The sequence below is a fragment of the Vibrio sp. LaRot3 genome, assembly GCF_027587025.1.
Classification (GTDB): domain Bacteria; phylum Pseudomonadota; class Gammaproteobacteria; order Enterobacterales; family Vibrionaceae; genus Vibrio.
Genome location: NZ_JAPPTI010000003.1, coordinates 249419 through 268851, shown reverse-complemented (window position 1 = coordinate 268851; position 19433 = coordinate 249419). Strand labels below are relative to the sequence as shown.

Annotated in this window: 15 protein-coding genes; 5 read left to right on the top strand and 10 right to left on the bottom strand. The window is 45.2% G+C overall.

Annotated elements, in window-relative coordinates; all coding sequences use genetic code 11:
* Positions 1–7: 7 nt before the first annotated feature.
* Complete coding sequence (locus OH461_RS10095) at positions 8–1375, top strand: Do family serine endopeptidase (protein WP_270020489.1); 1368 nt, start codon at positions 8–10, stop codon at positions 1373–1375.
* A 115-nt stretch (positions 1376–1490) separates the two neighbouring features.
* On the top strand, positions 1491–2555 hold the full coding sequence (degS, locus tag OH461_RS10090; protein WP_270020488.1) for an outer membrane-stress sensor serine endopeptidase DegS: 1065 nt from the start codon (positions 1491–1493) through the stop codon (positions 2553–2555).
* A 70-nt stretch (positions 2556–2625) separates the two neighbouring features.
* Here degS and parC read toward each other — a convergent pair whose 3' ends face one another.
* From parC to nudF, 6 genes are all read right to left on the bottom strand, one after another.
* Positions 2626–4905 carry a DNA topoisomerase IV subunit A gene (gene parC, locus OH461_RS10085; RefSeq protein ID WP_270020487.1) on the bottom strand — a complete coding sequence of 760 codons (2280 nt, stop codon included), beginning with the start codon at positions 4903–4905 and terminating at the stop codon, positions 2626–2628.
* A gap of 3 nt (positions 4906–4908) precedes the next feature.
* On the bottom strand, positions 4909–6789 hold the full coding sequence (gene parE / locus OH461_RS10080; protein ID WP_270020486.1) for a DNA topoisomerase IV subunit B: 1881 nt from the start codon (positions 6787–6789) through the stop codon (positions 4909–4911).
* Positions 6790–7063: 274 nt separating this feature from the next.
* Positions 7064–7645 carry an esterase YqiA gene (gene yqiA / locus OH461_RS10075; protein ID WP_270020484.1) on the bottom strand — a complete coding sequence of 194 codons (582 nt, stop codon included), beginning with the start codon at positions 7643–7645 and terminating at the stop codon, positions 7064–7066.
* Between the two features lie 2 nt (positions 7646–7647).
* Entirely contained in the window at positions 7648–8469 is an 822-nt protein-coding gene (cpdA, locus tag OH461_RS10070; protein ID WP_270020483.1) for a 3',5'-cyclic-AMP phosphodiesterase, read from the bottom strand.
* Positions 8470–8478: 9 nt separating this feature from the next.
* Entirely contained in the window at positions 8479–8919 is a 441-nt protein-coding gene (locus tag OH461_RS10065) for a DUF1249 family protein (RefSeq protein ID WP_270020482.1), read from the bottom strand.
* On the bottom strand, positions 8907–9536 hold the full coding sequence (gene nudF, locus OH461_RS10060; RefSeq protein WP_270020481.1) for an ADP-ribose diphosphatase: 630 nt from the start codon (positions 9534–9536) through the stop codon (positions 8907–8909). The genes OH461_RS10065 and nudF overlap by 13 nt, the downstream gene beginning before the upstream one ends.
* A gap of 232 nt (positions 9537–9768) precedes the next feature.
* Between nudF and tolC the strand changes: the two genes are divergently transcribed.
* Positions 9769–11100, top strand: coding sequence for an outer membrane channel protein TolC (tolC, locus tag OH461_RS10055; RefSeq protein ID WP_270020480.1), 1332 nt, complete (start codon positions 9769–9771; stop codon positions 11098–11100).
* Between the two features lie 73 nt (positions 11101–11173).
* Here the strand turns inward: tolC and vpsR are convergent, their stop codons facing one another.
* The 4 genes from vpsR to brnQ form a co-directional block, all read right to left on the bottom strand.
* The gene (gene vpsR / locus OH461_RS10050) at positions 11174–12508 is read right to left on the bottom strand and encodes a cyclic-di-GMP-binding transcriptional regulator VpsR (RefSeq protein ID WP_270020479.1); all 1335 of its coding nucleotides are present in this window, start codon (positions 12506–12508) and stop codon (positions 11174–11176) included.
* A 329-nt stretch (positions 12509–12837) separates the two neighbouring features.
* A complete protein-coding gene (lysS, locus tag OH461_RS10045; RefSeq protein WP_260259814.1) occupies positions 12838–14355 on the bottom strand; it encodes a lysine--tRNA ligase in 1518 nt (505 codons plus the stop codon).
* A gap of 34 nt (positions 14356–14389) precedes the next feature.
* Positions 14390–15488, bottom strand: a protein-coding gene (gene prfB, locus OH461_RS10040) for a peptide chain release factor 2 (protein ID WP_270020478.1) whose coding sequence is annotated in 2 segments (ribosomal slippage) — positions 14390–15412 and positions 15414–15488 — 1098 coding nt in all. Because the reading frame shifts where the segments join, the coding sequence is not laid out codon by codon here.
* A gap of 160 nt (positions 15489–15648) precedes the next feature.
* Positions 15649–16962 (bottom strand): branched-chain amino acid transport system II carrier protein, encoded by a 1314-nt coding sequence (gene brnQ, locus OH461_RS10035; RefSeq protein WP_270020477.1) that lies wholly within the window; start codon positions 16960–16962, stop codon positions 15649–15651.
* 307 nt (positions 16963–17269) lie between these two features.
* Between brnQ and OH461_RS10030 the strand changes: the two genes are divergently transcribed.
* Together OH461_RS10030 and srmB are read left to right on the top strand one after the other, a co-directional pair.
* The gene (locus tag OH461_RS10030) at positions 17270–17992 is read left to right on the top strand and encodes a tRNA1(Val) (adenine(37)-N6)-methyltransferase (protein ID WP_270020476.1); all 723 of its coding nucleotides are present in this window, start codon (positions 17270–17272) and stop codon (positions 17990–17992) included.
* A 112-nt stretch (positions 17993–18104) separates the two neighbouring features.
* On the top strand, positions 18105–19343 hold the full coding sequence (gene srmB / locus OH461_RS10025) for an ATP-dependent RNA helicase SrmB (protein ID WP_270020475.1): 1239 nt from the start codon (positions 18105–18107) through the stop codon (positions 19341–19343).
* Positions 19344–19433 lie beyond the last annotated feature (90 nt).

Here is a 19433-nt window from a genome sequence, read left to right as displayed (position 1 = left end):
TTATGCAATGAAAAAGCAATTGCTTGCCTTAACAATTCTCTCTCTTAGTGTCAGTTCAGCTTTAACCACTCTTCCGGTCTCTGCGGCTATTCCACCAGCCGTATCAGGCCAACAACTCCCTAGCCTTGCACCAATGCTAGAAACAGTAACCCCTGCGGTAGTCAGCATTGCAGTTGAAGGGACACAAGTCTCGAAACAACGTATTCCAGAACAATTTCGATTTTTCTTTGGCGATGAGTTCCCAGTAGAGCAACTTCAAGAGCGTCCATTTCATGGTTTAGGCTCAGGAGTCATCATTGATGCGAAGCAAGGCTATGTGGTCACCAACTTCCACGTTATTCGCGGCGCAGAAGAGATTCGCGTAAAACTGGATGATGGACGCGAGCTCGATGCTGAACTCATCGGCGGAGACGAGAAAGTAGATATCGCATTACTCAAACTTGAAAGCGCGAAGAATCTCACTCAAATAAAAATCAGTGATTCCGATGACCTTCGCGTTGGCGACTTTACGGTGGCTATCGGTAACCCATTTGGCTTAGGTAAAACGGTGACATCAGGGATAGTCTCTGCCCTAGCCCGAACTGGCTTAAACATCGAGAACTTTGAAAACTACATTCAAACCGATGCGGCCATTAACAGCGGTAACTCGGGCGGTGCGTTGGTTAACCTCAACGGTGAGCTAATTGGTATCAATACCGCAATCTACGGGCCTAACGGCGGCAACGTAGGTATCGGCTTTGCCATTCCAGCAAACATGATGAAAAACCTTACTGACCAAATAATTGAATTTGGTGAGGTCAAACGTGGTCTGCTCGGTGTGCAAGGTAGAGAACTCTCTCCTGAACTCTCTGAGGCGATGGGGTATGACTCAAGCAAAGGCGCGTTTATCCAACAAATCGTGCCTGACAGTGCTGCTGAAAAAGCGGGGCTTCAAGCTGGAGATATCATCACCTCAATTAATGGCAAAAAAGTGGATAGCTTCTTAGAGCTACGCGCCAAGATTGGTACCATTGGTGCTGGTAAGTCAGTCGAGCTTGGTGTGTTCCGCGATGGAAAACACAAAACCTATAACATTACTTTAGGCGAGCAGATCGACATTAAGACTAGCGCGAAGAAACTTCATGATGGCTTAACGGGTGCAGAACTCACCAACACCACCTCTAGCGATACGATTGCCGGCGTAAAAATTTCGTCCGTAGCGCAAGGCTCACCTGCTGAGGCCTACCAGCTGCAAAAAGGCGATATCATCATTGGTGTTAACCGTCAGCGCGTGAAGAACTTAGCGACACTACGTAGCTTATTAGAAAAGCAACCAAGTGTATTAGCACTACAAGTGCAACGTGGTGAACAAACACTCTATATCGTTATTCGTTAGATTAATGAGAAGTTGATTTCAAAGGGCAGTCCCATGTGGGTCTGCCCTTTTGTTATTTGCTCATCTAATGCTATTCTTCCCTGTTCAATAACTGCCTAATTTATTTGAGGAAGGTATGCTCAATTTCCTACTGCGATCAATTGCTCTCGGCTTAGCTACTGCTGTCTTGCTTTTGTTAGCTGTCCCTTCATTGCGTTCCAATATCCTTCCCGAGAATATTACTAACCCTGTGACCAGCTTTGATTCGCTGCAAGTCTCGTTCAATGAAGCGGTAAGACGCGCTGCACCGGCGGTAGTTAACATATACAGCCGTAAGTACACCGAAGAAGATCGCTCAAAGCTTTCAACCCAAGGGTTGGGCTCTGGAGTAATTGTCAGCGAAAAAGGCTACATCATTACCAACTACCATGTCGTTGCACAAGCTGATCAAATTATCGTGGCCTTACAAGATGGCCGCGTGGCAGCGGCACAATTAATCGGTAAGGATCGCCGCACTGATATTGCGGTATTACAAATCGAAGGCAATAGCCTACCCGTTATCCCTCTCAACCCTGATTACAAAGCCAAAGTGGGCGATGTTGTGCTCGCGATTGGTAACCCATACAACCTAGGTCAAACCACCACCTTTGGTATTATCTCTGCGACAGGTCGTTCATCGATCAGTGCTGGCGGCCGTCAAGCCTTTATCCAAACCGACGCTGCGATCAACGAAGGTAACTCAGGTGGTGCTTTGGTGAACACGCAAGGCGAGCTTGTCGGCATCAATACCGCCTCATTCCAGCAAGCAACAGACTTTGAAACCTACGGTATCTCCTTTGCGATCCCTTACTCGTTAGCCAATCGCATTATGAACCGTATTATCGCCGATGGTCGTGTTATCCGAGGCTACATTGGTATTGATGGCCAAGACATTACCGCCGTCACTGCGCGACTATTAGGTAACGAGCATATTGGTGGCATCGTTGTACTTGGTGTTGATCCAAATGGCCCTGCGGCGAATGCCGGCTTTGAAGCCCAAGACATCATCTTGAAAATAGATGGTCATAAGGTGAATGGTCGCCAAAGTGTACTTGAGATAGTGACCGATTTACGTCCTGGTACAAGCGTCGAAGTGTTGATACTGAGAAATGGCGAAGAGATAACGTTACCTGTCACTATCGAAGAAGACACGCGCGAATAGCGGTCAAGCAAACATAAGCATAAAAAAATCCCAGCTCTATAAGCTGGGATTTTTATTTTATCTTACTAGATTATTCGTCTTCGCTTGATTCACTCGCGCCTTGTTCAGCTTCCACTTCAATACGAGTGACGCGTTGCAGACCTCTCGGCAGCAAGCCACCACGGCGACCACGCTCACCACGGAAGTTTTCTAAATCGCTAGCCTTCAGTCCAAGCTTACGCTTACCTGCGTACAGAGTAACTGAACACCCTTGAGGAATAGAGATAAGGTGCGAAACAATCTCTTCACGCTCCTTCGCTTTCGCAGCAGGAATATTGATGATCTTGTTACCCTTACCTTTACCTAACTGCGGCAGCTCCTTGATTGGGAACAACAGCATACGGCCTTGGTTAGTAATCGCTAAGATTTCATCGCTATCTAAATCACCAATGGTATGCGGTTCCATCACTTCAGAATTTTGCGGCAAGCTGACTAACGCTTTACCACTCTTGTTCTTAGACAGCAAATCACTGCCTTTACATACGAAACCATAGCCCGCATCTGAGCCTATCAGCCATAGCTGATCTTCTTCACCCATGATCACTTGGCGAATCGACGTACCCGCATTGATGTTTAAGCGACCTGTAATTGGCTCACCTTGGCTACGTGCAGAAGGTAGTGAGTGCGACTCAAGTGAGTAGCTGCGACCATCGCTGCCAAGGAACACAGCTTGCTGATTACTCTTACCTCGAGCTGAAGCAAGGTATTTATCACCTGACTTGTAGTTGAGGTTTTCAGCGTCTACGTCATGGCCTTTAGCATGACGAATCCAACCTTTATCAGAAAGCACTACAGTGATTGGTTCACTTGGTACTAGGTCGCGCTCTGTTAACGCTTTCGCTTCAGCACGCTCAACCAGTGGCGAACGACGGTCATCACCGTACTTCTCTGCATCGGCTTTGATTTCTTTCTTCAGTAGCGTGTTTAGACGACGCTCAGAACCAAGTAGCTGTTCTAGCTTCTCACGCTCTTTTTCTAGCTCATCTTGTTCACCACGAATCTTCATTTCTTCTAGCTTCGCTAGGTGACGAAGTTTCGTATCTAAAATCGCATCCGCTTGAATATCAGTAATGCCGAAACGTGCCATTAGCACGGCTTTCGGGTCGTCTTCCGTCCGGATGATTTCAATCACTTCATCAAGGTTTAGGTACGCAACCAACAAACCTTCTAAGATGTGTAAACGTGCCAACACTTTATCTAGGCGGTGTTGGAGACGACGACGTACAGTAGTACGACGGAACTCAATCCACTCAGACAAAATTTGAACTAAACCTTTCACCTGTGGACGGTTATCAAGGCCAATCATGTTCAAGTTAACACGGTAGTTACGCTCTAAATCCGTTGAGGCAAACAGGTGGTTCATCAACTGTTCGCTGTCTACACGGTTTGAACGAGGCACAACTACGATGCGTGTTGGGTTCTCGTGATCGGATTCATCACGCAAATCATCAACCATCGGCAGCTTTTTCGCGCGCATTTGATTAGCAATTTGCTCAAGCAGCTTCGCACCCGATACTTGGTGTGGCAAAGACGTGATAACAATATCCGAGCCTTCTTTGTGCCAAACCGCACGCATCTTAATGCTGCCACGACCAGTGCGATAGATTTTTTCCAGATCCGCTTTTGGCGAGATAATTTCCGCTTCTGTTGGATAGTCAGGGCCTTGAACAAAGTTCATTACATCTGACAGTTCAGATTTCGGATTATCAATCAGGTGAATCGCCGCTTCCGCCACTTCACGTACGTTGTGAGGTGGAATATCCGTTGCCATACCAACAGCGATACCCGTAACACCATTCAGTAGAATATGAGGCAAACGCGCAGGCAACATTTGAGGCTCTTTCATCGTGCCATCAAAGTTCGGCTGCCACTCAACGGTGCCTTGGCCTAATTCACCAAGCAATACCTCAGCAAACTTAGACAGTTTCGCTTCGGTATAACGCATTGCCGCGAAGGATTTTGGATCATCCGGCGCACCCCAGTTACCTTGACCATCAACCAGTGGGTAACGGTAAGAGAATGGCTGAGCCATAAGCACCATGGCTTCATAACACGCTGAGTCCCCGTGCGGGTGGTATTTACCCAACACGTCACCAACGGTACGCGCAGATTTTTTGTATTTTGCAGCCGCTGATAAACCCAGCTCAGACATTGCGTAAATAATACGACGTTGAACCGGTTTTAGGCCGTCACCAATGTATGGCAACGCACGGTCCATGATCACGTACATTGAGTAATTTAGATAAGCGTCTTCAGTGAACTTGCGCATTGGCAACTGTTCAACGCCATCATAAGTAATTTCTGTCGACATTCGTTAAACCTCTGCCATATCGCCGTTGCTTTGTAACCAAGAGCGACGATCGTCTGCTCGTTTCTTACCAAGCAGCATATCCATCATTTCCATGGTTGCTTCGCTATCATCAATAGTTAGCTGTACCAAACGGCGTGTGTTTGGATCCATGGTGGTCTCGCGCAGCTGAAGTGGGTTCATTTCACCCAAACCTTTGAATCGCTGTACGTTGATCTTGGCTTTCTTCTTCGATAGACGCTCTAAGATGCCATCTTTCTCGTCATCATCAAGGGCATAGAACACTTCTTTGCCACAGTCGATACGATACAAAGGCGGCATTGCCACATAGATATGACCCGCTTCCACAAGAGCACGGAAGTGACGAGTAAACAGCGCACAAAGTAGAGTAGCAATATGAAGACCATCCGAGTCCGCATCGGCTAGGATACAGATCTTACCGTAACGTAAGCCTTCAAGATTATCGTTGTCCGGGTCGATACCCAAAGCAACAGAGATGTCATGAACTTCTTGAGATGCAAGCACTTGGTCAGCTGAGACTTCCCAAGTATTCAAAATTTTACCACGCAGTGGCATCACAGCTTGGAACTCACGATCACGTGCTTGTTTTGCAGAACCGCCCGCCGAGTCACCCTCGACAAAGAAAATTTCAGTGCGGTTTAAGTCTTGTACTGAACAATCCGTCAGCTTACCCGGTAGTGCAGGGCCTGAAGCAACCTTCTTACGCACCACCTTTTTGCTCGCACGCATTCGGCGGTGAGCATTGGCAATACACACTTCAGCTAGCTGTTCAGCTAATTGAGGACGTTCGTTTAACCATAAGCTGAACACGTCTTTTACAACACCAGCAACAAATGCAGCGGTTTGACGAGAAGATAGGCGCTCTTTAGTTTGACCCGCGAACTGCGGATCTTGCATCTTCACCGATAACACGTAAGAACAACGGTCAAAGACATCATCGCCAGTTAGCTTCACACCACGAGGCAGTAGGTTGCGGAATTCACAGAACTCACGCATTGCATCTAATAGACCTTGGCGTAAACCGTTAACATGCGTACCGCCTTGAGCCGTAGGGATCAAGTTAACGTAACTTTCGGTGATCATCTCACCGCCTTCTGGCTGCCAGATTACCGCCCAATTGGCCGCTTCAGTTTCCGCAGAAAACTCACCAGCGAATGGAGCTTCGGGCAAAACAGGGAAGCCTTTTACGCCTTCCGCTAAGTAATCATTTAGGCCATCTTCGTACAGCCACTTGTGCTCATTACCATTTACTTTATCGCTAAAGGTAATTTCCAAGCCTGGACAAAGAACGGCTTTTGCTCGTAGGTTATTCACCAAACGAGTTACAGAGAAGTTAGCCGAATCAAAGTATTTCGCTTCTGGCCAGAAGTGTACGCTAGTACCTTTGTTGCGACGGCCACAAGTACCTGTCACGGTCAGGTCAGAAACTTTATCGCCATGCTCAAATGCAATTTCATACACTTGACCATCACGACGTACTGTCACTTCAACACGCTTAGACAGCGCATTCACAACCGAGATACCTACCCCGTGCAAACCACCTGAGAACTGGTAGTTCTTGTTCGAGAACTTACCACCAGCGTGAAGCTTACATAGAATCAACTCCACCCCTGAGACTTTCTCTTCAGGGTGAATATCCACGGGCATGCCTCGACCATCATCAATTACTTCTAATGATTGGTCAGCATGAAGAATAACTTGTACCTTTGAGGCATGTCCGGCTAGCGCTTCATCGACACTGTTATCGATAACTTCTTGGCCCAAGTGGTTCGGGCGCGCTGTATCCGTATACATCCCTGGTCGGCGACGTACTGGCTCCAAGCCATTAAGAACCTCAATGGCCCCAGCATTATATTGTTCAGTCATAATACGGAATATCGTCGTAGAGATTTAATTGGTCACTTTGCAGGCAACTGAGTAAGTATTGTGTCTATTCGGCTAAATATTGACTCAAACGCTGAATCTATCAGCGTTTTACAACTGCAATAGTCTAGGGAGAACATAGTCTGGAAGAGACCTGTTCATGTCAAGCGAGTTAGGTGAGTAACTCGCAAATTTATGACTCTTCCCTCAGAGATATGGGTAAGTCGAGAAAATTATGGCTATGAGTGAAGAAAACGAGAAACGCTTATTTCATGGGTTACAGTGCTAAGAACTGGATAATCTGCTCAGGGTATCGCTCAAAGTCGATAAAACTATGGTCACCACCCTGCTCAACCGTTTGTTTAGAGTCAGCATACTTCGCTACCGCTTGGCGATAATCGAGTACTTCATCTTCAGTCTGCTGCAACAACCAAAAATCTTCAGGCTGCTTCAATACATTCACATCCAATTGTTTAAGCTCATCAATATGGTGCGGTTCAAGCAAGTAACGTTCATGAGTATATGGGTTTTCTTGCTCGCCGAGATAATCAATAAGTAACTCATATGGCTTCACCGCAGGGTTTACCAAAACCGCTTTAAAGCCAAACTGATTATTCAGCCACGTCGACATATATCCGCCGAGCGAACTGCCCACTAAGCCAATCTGATAGTCTGCTTGGTATTGCCCAACCAAAGCTAACAAGTGCTCCGCCGCTTGTTTAGGAAAACAAGGCAATTGAGGCACTACGACTTTGATATCCGGACGATGCTGCTCACAATAACTCTTCATCACATTCGCTTTGTGAGAAAGCGGAGAACTATTGAAGCCATGGATATAAAGGAGTAGTGACGGTTTCATGCTTAGTAACCTGTAGAGTCAAAATTCGGTAAGAACGAGCCTTTCGCTAAACGTTTAACACGTGTATCAAAACGACCGTCAGCATGAAGCTCAAGCTCACGCCAACCAGGGGACGTTTCATCCAGTGCAAAGTCATCGCTGTTCGGCTTAAATTGGACACAAGTCGATGGCGTTGCCATTGCAATCGCGCCGCTTTTTTCTACCTGCATATCTTGGTGCACGTGGCCACACAACACCGCCTTAACGTTATTGTGTTTTTCAATAACTTGCCAAAAATGTTCAGCATCTTTAAGCGTATGCTGATCGAGCCAAGCACTGCCCACAAGAATGGGATGATGGTGAAGCAACACAAGGGTGTGTTTGTCAGGGTGCTCTGCTAACTTTCGATCTAGTAATTCAAGCTGCTGATCGCTTAAGCGACCGTGAGGCACACCAACAACTTGAGAATCGAGCAAAATCATTTGCCAATGCTCACCAAGCATAACGTGCTGGGTTTGAATGATTTGCGGAGATGGTAAAACAGAGTCCATGCTTGGCTTGTAGTCATGGTTGCCCGGCAACCAGTAACAAGGCTTCTGTAAAGGCACAATCCCTTGCTCAAAGCGTTGGTACGATTTATCAGTATGGTCTTGAGAAATATCACCAGTGGCAAGAATTGCATCGAATTCAAAATCAGTATTTTGAATCGCTTCGACGACCGCTTCAAAACTACCATTCGTGTTGACGCTCAACAAACATCCATCCTCATTTTCAAACAAATGAGTATCGGTAATTTGGAGTAATTTGATGCTGTCTTTCACTGCTGAACTTGACGTCACTTTCAAAATAAAAACCTAGATATTTAAGGGTGTTCGGCTAATACCATGTCTGAGACAAAACGATAACCAATCACCTAAAAAACGGTTCAATTGTGCTTTTTCATCCTTTTGAACCATTTTGTCATTCGGGTAGTCATATCGAGCTTGAACTCGATTAACGTATTCACTACTGCATACTTCTGCCACACGAGCATCGTGGTAGAGCCTGACAGACATTTTTGGCAATGGAAACACAGGAACGTCATCACTTTGACAAATATCAACCAAAGTTGTGTACTTTGTGACTTCTCCCACCTGTATTTGGTACGACATACTAGCAGCTTGATAGCAACGAACATCTCCTACCTCTGCTCTTTGCGGTATCAAGGCATTGAGCTTGGCATAATTCGTTTCATATACACGCATCAATTCTGTTAAATCAACATGATACGGTTTGTTTGGTGCTAGTTGTCCCATTCGGTCTTCAAATGCTGATAATTAAGTTGCAACCATTGCAAAGCAATTATTGATGCGCCGTTTTCAAAACGACCATCAACCACCCACTGATAGGCCTGCTCTCTGCTCACGACATGAACGCGAATATCTTCACCTTCATAGTCTAAACCATGTACGCCGTGCGCGGTGCTGGCATCGACTTCGCCCACATACACATCAAGCATCTCTGAGCATCCGCCAGAGGAGGGATAATAAGACGTGACCTTTTCAAGACGAGATACATCGATGCCCGCTTCTTCAACGGCTTCACGACGAACAACCTCTTCCGCTTGCTCATCTCGGTCAATGATGCCTGCAACAATCTCAAGCTGCCAAGGGTGAGCATGCTCTAATGCGCCCACTCGGATCTGCTCGATCAGTACAACTTGGTCTCGTACCGGGTCATAAGGCAACATTGCCGCTGCATGACCACGCTCAAACATCTCACGTTCAATCTCTTGGCTCCAACCACCTTCAAACAACTTATGCTTAAAGCGGTACTTCACCATTTTAAAAAAACCTTGGAACAGCGTTTGTTTTGAGATTATTTCCACATCTTCAGGTGTAAACTGAGTGGGTTGTTTTTCAGACTGTTGCATTTGGCACCTCTGTCAGTGAACCTTATAGTTTACTTGTAGACTTATTAATGCGCTATCGACCTACTTCAACTTTTTATACAAAATTTATATTTATTTTTAAATCGAAGTGGTTTTTATTGCACAGATGGACAATTAAGTGTAAAAGAATGCAAAGTTTAGAGTGAATTAGCATCAATATGAGTTAAACTCTTGAACAATAGAACTCAATTTTAATTTGGCAGGAATCAAACCCATGAAAAAATTGCTTCCACTATTCATCAGTGCAGCATTAGGTAGTCTCAGCACTTCTGCTTGGGCAGATACGCTGGCAGACATTTATAACCAAGCAAAAGAAAACGATCCTACGCTGCTTAGCGCCGCTGCAAATAAAGACGCAGCTTTTGAAGCTATCGAAGAGAGCCGCGCGCCATTACTTCCTCAAATCAGCTTAACTGCGGGTTACAACTTAACTCGTGGCGAAACCAATCTAGACGCAGCAAATGCGCCAGATCGCGATAACGACCAGAACGCACTGACAGCAGGCATTGCCTTCTCGCAAGAGCTTTACCAACGTTCAAGCTGGATTTCACTTGATACGGCAGAAAAAAGCGCTCGCCAAGCAGATGCAAGCTATGCATCTATTCAGCAAGCGTTAATTTTACGCGTTTCGACCGCTTACTTTGACGTATTACGTGCGCAAGACAACCTAGAATTCGTTCGTGCCGAGAAAGCAGCCGTAGGCCGCCAACTTGAGCAAACTAAGCAACGTTTCGAAGTCGGTCTATCAGCGATCACTGACGTACATGACGCGCAAGCTCAGTACGATGCAGTATTAGCTGATGAAGTACTGGCAGAAAACAGCCTAGTAAACAGCTACGAAGGTCTGCGTGAAATCACAGGTCAAGAACACTCAAACCTTGATGTACTTGATACTGCTCGTTTCTCGGCAAGCAAAACTCAAACAGCAATCGATACGCTGATTCAAGAAGCTCAAGAGAAAAACCTTAGCCTACTGAGTGCTCGTATCAAGCAAGATATTGCTAAAGATAATATTTCACTAGCAAGCTCTGGCCACCTACCATCGCTGACGTTAGATGGCGGTTACAGCTACGGCGACATCTCAAGCAGTGCTGACTCGGATGGCACAACCAACAACTTTACAGTTGGTGTTAACCTAGCAGTGCCGCTATACACAGGTGGTAAAATCACTTCAAAAACTAAGCAAGCTGAATTTAACTACGTAGCTGCTAGTGAAGATCTTGAAGCTGCTTACCGTAGCGTAGTAAAAGATGTGCGTGCGTTTAACAACAACATCAGCGCATCTATTGGTGCACTACGTGCTTACGAGCAAACAGTGGTATCAGCGCGCTCAGCTCTTGAAGCTACAGAAGCTGGTTTCGATGTTGGTACTCGTACTATCGTTGACGTACTAGACTCAACACGCCGCCTATACGATGCGAATAAGAGCCTATCTAATGCTCGTTACGATTACATCCTAAGTGTTCTACAACTTCGCCAAGCGGTTGGCACACTAAGCGAACAAGACATTCTAGATATCAACTCAGGTCTAAAGCCAGCAAGCTAACCTCTGCTTGATAGCCGAAGATGAAAAAAGCCAGCTCATTGAGCTGGCTTTTTGTTTTATGGATGATCCAGCGCTACACAGTCGTGTCTGAGATAAGATTGTGCTTATTGAGCAATCGATACATGGTTGCACGCGAAACACCTAACTCTTTCGCTGCCATTGAAACTTGCCCTGAGTGGGATTCAAGCACCAATAGCAAAGCATCACGTTCACTACGTTCACGAATGCTTTTCAGGCTACGTTTACCATCACTGCGCTTTGGTAAGTCCAAATGCGGCTCATCAAGCATCACAGTGTCAGACATTAACACCACGCGTTTAATCTGGTTCATTAGCTCACGAACATTACCCGGCCAATGGTAACGGGTTAACGCGCGAGTCGCCTCTTCAGTAAAGCTACGCGCTTGTGCGTTATATTCTTTGGAGTATTCCATTAAGAAATGACGCGCCAAAATAGAAATATCACCAGCGCGCTCTTTCAAGCTTGGTACATTAATTCGCAATACATTGATGTAGTGGTACAGCTCTTCATTGAAGTCACCATCGATCAACGCTTTTTCAATATCAGCGGAGTTCGCAGCCAAGATGCGTACATCCACTTCTTTACGACCCTCTTCTGTTTCCACTGTTCCCTCTTGAAGGAAACGCAATAGATTCAGCTGCTGTGATCTCGGCAGTGTGAGGATATCGTTGAGCAATATCGTTCCGCCATCTGCTCTTTCTAAAATCGAAGGTTCTGAACTGTCTTCTCGGTGAATACCAAACAAATCGCTTTCGATACGACGCTCAGACATGGCACGACAGTTCACCGAAAGAAACTCTTTCTGCGCGCGAGCTGAGGTATTATGGACAGCGCGCGCTACGGTCTCCTTACCAGTGCCGCTCTCCCCATAAATTAAGATACTGACGTCAGTTGGACCAATGCGCTTAATTTGATCACGTAGACGCTTCATTGGCACTGATTCACCAATCAGCCCCATATCGTTGTTGTTACCATAGTGAGGCCAGACTTTTTTCTCGAGTTTGAGCATACCAAGTTGGTGCCCAATGGTACTAAGCAGTTGAGCATCTGGAATTGGCGCGGTAAAAAAGTCGATACAGAAGTTCACAATGAACTGACAGATCGTATCTGAGCTTAACTGTGACTCTCGAATAAAAGCAATCCAACGAACTTGCTTGTGGTTACTAACCAAATTAGCAATGCCATTTAAACTAAATTCATCGTGACTTAAATCAACTACACCAATACAAGGGCCGGTTTCAGCAAAGAGCGTATTTGCTTTACGTAAATCTGCGCATTGAGTACAGCGCCAACCTACTTGCTCTAATACTGATAGCCATGGTTCATAACTACCACCAACCACAATCAACGAGCCAGGGACAGAATCCATTCGGAATTGACTACCCATTGAACTTCTTCCTTATATTAATCATTTTATAATTATTAGTGCCGCCATGAGCACATCAACAAAGTTGATACACTATAAGGGGCTGACGATAATAATCTGTCTCAAAATTAAGACATAGTCGCAAATTATGTTTTCACCAAATTGTTCTGCGATTCCTATTCAGAAAAAACATGTAACAAAGGTTACTAATGCCGCATACATTCACTGCCAGGTCATGCTAAATGCTGCAAATAAACTGTGACTAAGCATCATTAACGACAGAATTTTGGGTATAAAAAAACCACCCGAAGGTGGTTTTGCTAGTCAACTCAAGGTTATTTCCGTACCGATTACGCTTGAGGACGCATCGCTGGGAATAGGATCACGTCACGGATAGTGTGCGTGTTGGTAAATAGCATCGCTAGGCGATCAATACCGATACCTTGGCCAGCTGTAGGCGGTAGGCCGTGCTCTAGTGCAGTGATGTAGTCTGCATCGTAGAACATTGCTTCATCATCACCTGCATCTTTTGCATCAACTTGCGCTTTAAAGCGAGCATCTTGGTCTTCTGCATCGTTAAGCTCTGAGAAACCATTCGCAACTTCACGGCCACCGATGAAGAACTCAAAGCGGTCTGTGAAGAATGGGTTGTCATCGCTACGACGTGCAAGTGGAGAGATATCCGCTGGGTAGCCAGTGATGAATGTAGGTTGGATTAGCTGAGGTTCAGCTGTTTCACCAAAGATCTCTTCAAGTAGCTGACCACATGTCCAGAACTTCTCTACGTAGATATCTAGTGATTTAGCAATAGAAACCATTAGCTCACGATCTTGAACACCTTCTTCTGTTAGCGCTTGAATATCAGCGTGATCAGGGTTGTAGTGTTTGATCGCTTCAAGCATAGTCATACGCGCGTATTGACCACCAAACTCAACCGTTTGGTCACCGTAAGGCATTGATGTCGCACCTAGCACTTCTTGCGCTACTGAACTTAGCATGCTTTCTGTTAGGTCCATCAGATCTTTGTAGTCTGCGTACGCCATGTAGAATTCAATCATTGTGAATTCTGGGTTGTGACGAGGAGAAAGACCTTCGTTACGGAAGTTACGGTTAATTTCGAATACGCGATCAAAACCACCAACAACAAGGCGTTTTAGGTAAAGCTCCGGAGCAATACGTAAGAACATTTGTTGATCTAGTGCGTTATGGTGAGTGATGAATGGACGCGCAGAAGCACCACCAGGAATCACTTGCATCATTGGTGTTTCAACTTCCATGAACGATTTAGATTCCATGTAACGACGAATCGCAGAGATCAGCTTAGAGCGAATCTTAAATGCCGTACGAGAGTCTTCGTTCACGATAAGATCTACGTAACGTTGACGGTAACGCATCTCTTGGTCAGTTAGACCGTGGAACTTCTCTGGTAGTGGACGAAGTGCTTTAGTTAGCAACTCGTACTCTTCCATGTTTACGTATAGGTCGCCTTTACCAGATTTGTGCAGCGCACCTTTAACACCGATGATGTCACCGATATCAAGACCTTGGTATTTCTCTTTAAGCTCTTTCTGTACGTCTTTTGCAGCATAAGCCTGAATGCGGCCAGAAGTCTCTTGGATAACAAGGAATGGACCACGCTTAGCCATAATACGACCAGCAATTGCCACTACATGGTTAAGCTCTTCTAGCTCTTCCTTCGTCTTCTCACCGAACTCTTTCTCTAGGTCGCCCGCTAGTGCATCACGACGGAAGTCGTTTGGGTGGCCATTTGCTTTGCAGCTCTTTCGGATCTCATCCAATTTCGCGCGGCGCTCAGCAATCAGCTTGTTTTCTTCTTGTAGATTTTCGTTTTGAACAGCATCAGTCATTTTCGATGTATCCTGTCGTTGGTCGGTGAAAAGCTTACAGGCCTGATTTTAGGCTAGCTTCAATAAATTTGTCTAAGTCGCCGTCAAGAACCGCTTGAGTATTACGGTTTTCAACGCCGGTGCGTAAATCTTTAATGCGCGAATCATCCAATACGTAAGAGCGGATTTGGCTACCCCAGCCGATGTCCGATTTCGCATCTTCGTTCGCTTGCTTCTCAGCATTCTGTTTTTGAATCTCTAACTCAAACAATTTCGCACGTAACTGCTTCATCGCTTGGTCTTTGTTCTTATGCTGAGAACGGTCATTCTGACATTGCACTACTGTGTTGGTTGGTACGTGGGTAATACGTACCGCAGACTCAGTGGTGTTAACGTGCTGACCACCAGCACCTGATGCACGGTATACGTCGATACGCAGATCAGATGGATTGATATCGATTTCGATGTTGTCATCAATCTCTGGGTAGATAAATGCAGACGCAAATGAAGTATGACGACGGCCGCTTGAGTCAAATGGTGACTTACGAACCAAGCGGTGAACGCCCGTTTCTGTGCGAAGCCAGCCGTAAGCGTACTCACCAGAGATCTTCACAGTTGCGCCTTTTAGGCCAGCAACTTCGCCCTCTGATACTTCAATAACTTCAGTTTTGAAACCTTTCGCTTCAGCCCAACGTAGGTACATACGTAGCAGCATTGAAGTCCAGTCTTGAGCTTCTGTACCACCGGAACCTGATTGCAAGTCGATGTAACAATCTGAAGCATCGTGATCACCAGAGAACATACGACGGAACTCTAGTTTCTCAAGTTTTGCTTCAAGCTCAGCCAGCTCTGGCTCGATTTCATCAAAAGTTTCTTGATCTTCTTCTTCAACAGCCAGCTCTAAAAGACCATCTACGTCTTCCACACCCTGTTCAAGTTGATCGATCGTTTCAACAACCGCTTCTAGTGATGCACGCTCTTTACCTAGTGCTTGTGCACGCTCAGGCTCATTCCATACATCCGGTTGTTCTAGTTCTGCATTGACCTCTTCTAGACGCTCTTTCTTGGCGTCATAGTCAAAGATACCCCCTCAGGATACTTGTGCGCTCAGACACATCCTGCAGACGGTTTTTAATAGGATTGATTTCAAACATGGTTGCTCAATATCTATGAGTAGAATTTAACCGAGGAATTGTACTGAAAACTGTGATGAAGATACAGGAATTTTTTATTAGGCATTCGATAAACAAAAATAAAAAATCCCCCGCCACGCTTGACGTGACGGGGGATTATTATTCTTATTCGATGATGAATTTATGCAGTTTTACGCTCTAGATTCACTTCATTTGACTTACTAATGAAAAAGGCACAAATCATTGCAGCTACTGTTGGTAGCAACCAAGCCATACCTACATCAAATAATGGCAACATATCCAGAGCAGAAACGTCAGCACCAATGAATTTAGCCGCATCAATCAGAGCAAATAACAACGCTACTAACATCACTACAGGGTAAGCCACACGAGGGTTTGGCAGCTTATGACGGATGAACGTCAATGCAATCAGTGCAATCGCTACTGGGTAAAGTGCGAATAGAACTGGGATAGATAGCGTGATTAGCTGAGATAGACCAACGTTAGCGACAACAGCACATGCTACGCCGTTGATTAATACCCATTTTTTGTAAGAAATAGGCGTTAGTGAACTAAAGTAGTCAGAACACGCTGAAATTAGACCAATTGCCGTTGTTAAACATGCAAGCAATACAATCACTGACAGTACGATTTGACCGTAAGGACCAAATAGCGCTTGAACGTATAGACTTAGAATTGCACCACCGCTTTCAACACCAGCCGCAATCGCTGAACTTGTCGCACCTAGATAGAATAACGAGATGTAAACGAACGCTAGACCCGCAGCAGCGATCAGAGCAGCAAAGATCAGGTATTTAGCCGTCGCACGTTGCTCAGTAATGCCTTTATTGCGGATTGCTTCAACAATCAAAGTACCAAACATCAGCGCACCAAAGGTATCCATGGTGTTGTAACCATCTAGGAAACCTTTTTGTAGCGGGTGAGATAAGTATTCACCTTGAGCTGCCACAATTTCACCTTGAGGGTTCAAAAATACCGCTGTAGCCAAGATCACTAAACCGATAAATAGTACTGGCGTTAGTACCTTACCAATCACATCAATCAGCTTACCTTGAGACCACGAGAACGACATCGCGACTGCAAAGAAAATGATAGAGAAGATGGTCAAATGCATTTGCTGAACGTCAGCAAAGAAAGGCATTACTGCCATTTCGTATGCCACAAGGCCAGTACGAGGCGCAGCAAAAGCAGGGCCGATAATGATAAAAATAAGCACAGTCATCAAGACTGCTGCTTTAGCCGGGATATCTTGAGTCAGTTTTTCCCAAGAGCCACCCGCAACAGCAATAGCAACGATGGTAATTAGAGGAAGACCTACCGCTGTTAATAAGAAACCTGTCATCGCAGAAAGTACATTTTCACCGGCAAGTAGACCTGCTGGCGGTGGGAAAATGATGTTGCCTGCACCCAAAAAGAACGCGAAAAGCATAAAGCCCAACGCAAGAATATCTGTTATTTTTAACGTCTGATTCACAGATTAACCTTTACTTTAATGATAGATGTTGTGTCTGCCTAGATGAGCAAAAATGCCCTCTGAGCTATATAATTTAGAAAAGAATAATGACTAAATACACAACTATCCGCAACACTAAAGCAAAAAACACCATATAAATTTACACATTAGAGCAAAAAGCAGTGATTATCACTACGTGAGAAATTTATACCAGTGTTTTACACTAAACAATTTCACAACAAAACATTATATAAATAGAACATATATCTATACATTAGATCCACAACAGTAAATATCACTTTATATCAATTTATTTTCAGAACAATTAATGAGCAAAGAAATTCGTAAAACAAAAGGCTTTAGATTCAAACAGTTCGAGATTGATGGCGGACAATGCGGCATGCCAGTCAGCACCGACGGGGTACTTTTAGGTGCTTGGTCAAACATTCAACAAGCCCACTCAATCCTCGATATCGGCACAGGCACTGGATTGTTGGCACTAATGTGTGCACAAAGAAATCCCCATGCTCAAATAAAAGCGATTGATATCGACTTGGAAGCGGCGAACACCGCAAACTTGAACTTCAGCAACAGTCCTTGGTTAGCACGTCTAAATGTCACGCACTGCAACTTACTCAGTCATCCGTTTGAACATCCGTTTGACGCCATTATTTGTAACCCGCCCTACTTCAACAGCGGTGAACAAGCGAATAACCAACAAAGAGCAACAGCAAGGCATACCGACAGCCTGAGCCATATTGATCTATTGAAGAAGTGTAAGTCACTGCTTTCAGAAAGCGGTAATGCTAGCTTTGTTTTGCCGATAACAGAGGGAGAAGAATTTATTCGCCTAGCGCTAGAGATGGGCTTTGCTCTTAATAGACGCTGTGAAATTAGCCCTACTGAGACTAAACCCGTCAATCGACTTCTGATCGAATTGGCCTTAACTCACAGCACTACAACCCGTCAGCAGCAGTTAACCATTCGCAACAAGTTGGGTTACACTGAGGACTTTATTGCCTTAACTAAAGATTTTTATTTGAAGATGTAGCAAATAAGGTGTGATCCTAATCACCTTACGCACTATACTATGCAGCCTTATTTTTACGTCCTAACTTTTCATCCTTAGGAATCACGCCAAAACGGCTTGTGGAGACTCTACTGTGATCAAAAATTTTGCAGAACTCGATTTAGATCCAAACCTGCTCATTGCCATTGAAGAAATGGGTTATGAACGCCCAACTCAAGTGCAAGCACAAGCGATCCCGCAAGCATTAGACGGTCGTGATATTTTAGCCTCTGCGCCAACGGGTACAGGTAAAACAGCGGCATTCGTATTGCCTGCTCTTCAATACCTACAAGACTTCCCACGTCGTAAGCCGGGGCCTGCTCGTGTACTTATTTTGACGCCAACTCGCGAACTTGCCATGCAAGTCGCTGATCAAGCGCGCGCGTTAGCCAAACACACTAAGCTAAACATCTTCACTATCACTGGTGGTGTTCAGTACCAAGAACACGCAGATATTCTATCGACCACTCAAGATATCGTCGTAGCAACGCCTGGCCGTCTGATGGAGTACATCAACGCTGAGCGTTTTGATTGCCGCGCAATTGAATGGCTTATCTTAGATGAAGCAGACCGAATGCTAGACATGGGCTTTGGCCCAACCGTCGACCGCCTATCTCAAGAATGTCGCTGGCGTAAGCAAACGCTATTGTTCTCTGCAACATTAGAAGGTAAAGGCGTTGAAGGCTTTACTGCGGATCTTCTTAAAGAACCAGCAGAGATCGATGCGGAGCCTTCTCGTCGTGAACGTAAGAAGATCGCTCAGTGGTATCACCGCGCAGACACGATGGAGCACAAGCTCGCATTACTAAAAGTGATTGTGACGGAACAAGCTGAACGTTCAATCGTGTTCCTAAAAACACGTGAGCGCCTAGCTGAGCTTCGCATTGAACTAGAAAAAGCGCAAATTCCGTGTGCATGGATTCAAGGTGAAATGCCTCAAGATCGCCGTAACAATGCGATTTCTCGTTTCCGTGATGGCACTGTAAACGTTCTACTGGCGACTGACGTTGCGGCTCGTGGTATCGACTTGCCAGACGTAAGCCATGTAATTAACTACGACATGCCACGCAGCGCTGATGTTTACCTACACCGTATTGGTCGTACCGCTCGCGCAGGTAAAAAAGGTAATGCTGTTTCTCTAGTAGAAGCGCACGATCAGCCAATGCTAGACCGCGTGGCTCGTTACGTGAAAGAAGACATTAAAGAACGCTTCATTAAAGAACTGCGTCCAAAGCACAAAAAGCCAGTGTTCAAGAAAAAGAACAAGAAGAAAGACGACAAGAAAAAGTCTGCGGCTAAAAGCAAAAAGAAAGTCGCGAAGAAGAAAAAGTAACGCGAACTGAAAGCTTAAATCACTAATAATAAAAATGCCGCTTCAATCATGAAGCGGCATTTTTGTATCTATCATTTCAGCTCTAAAACA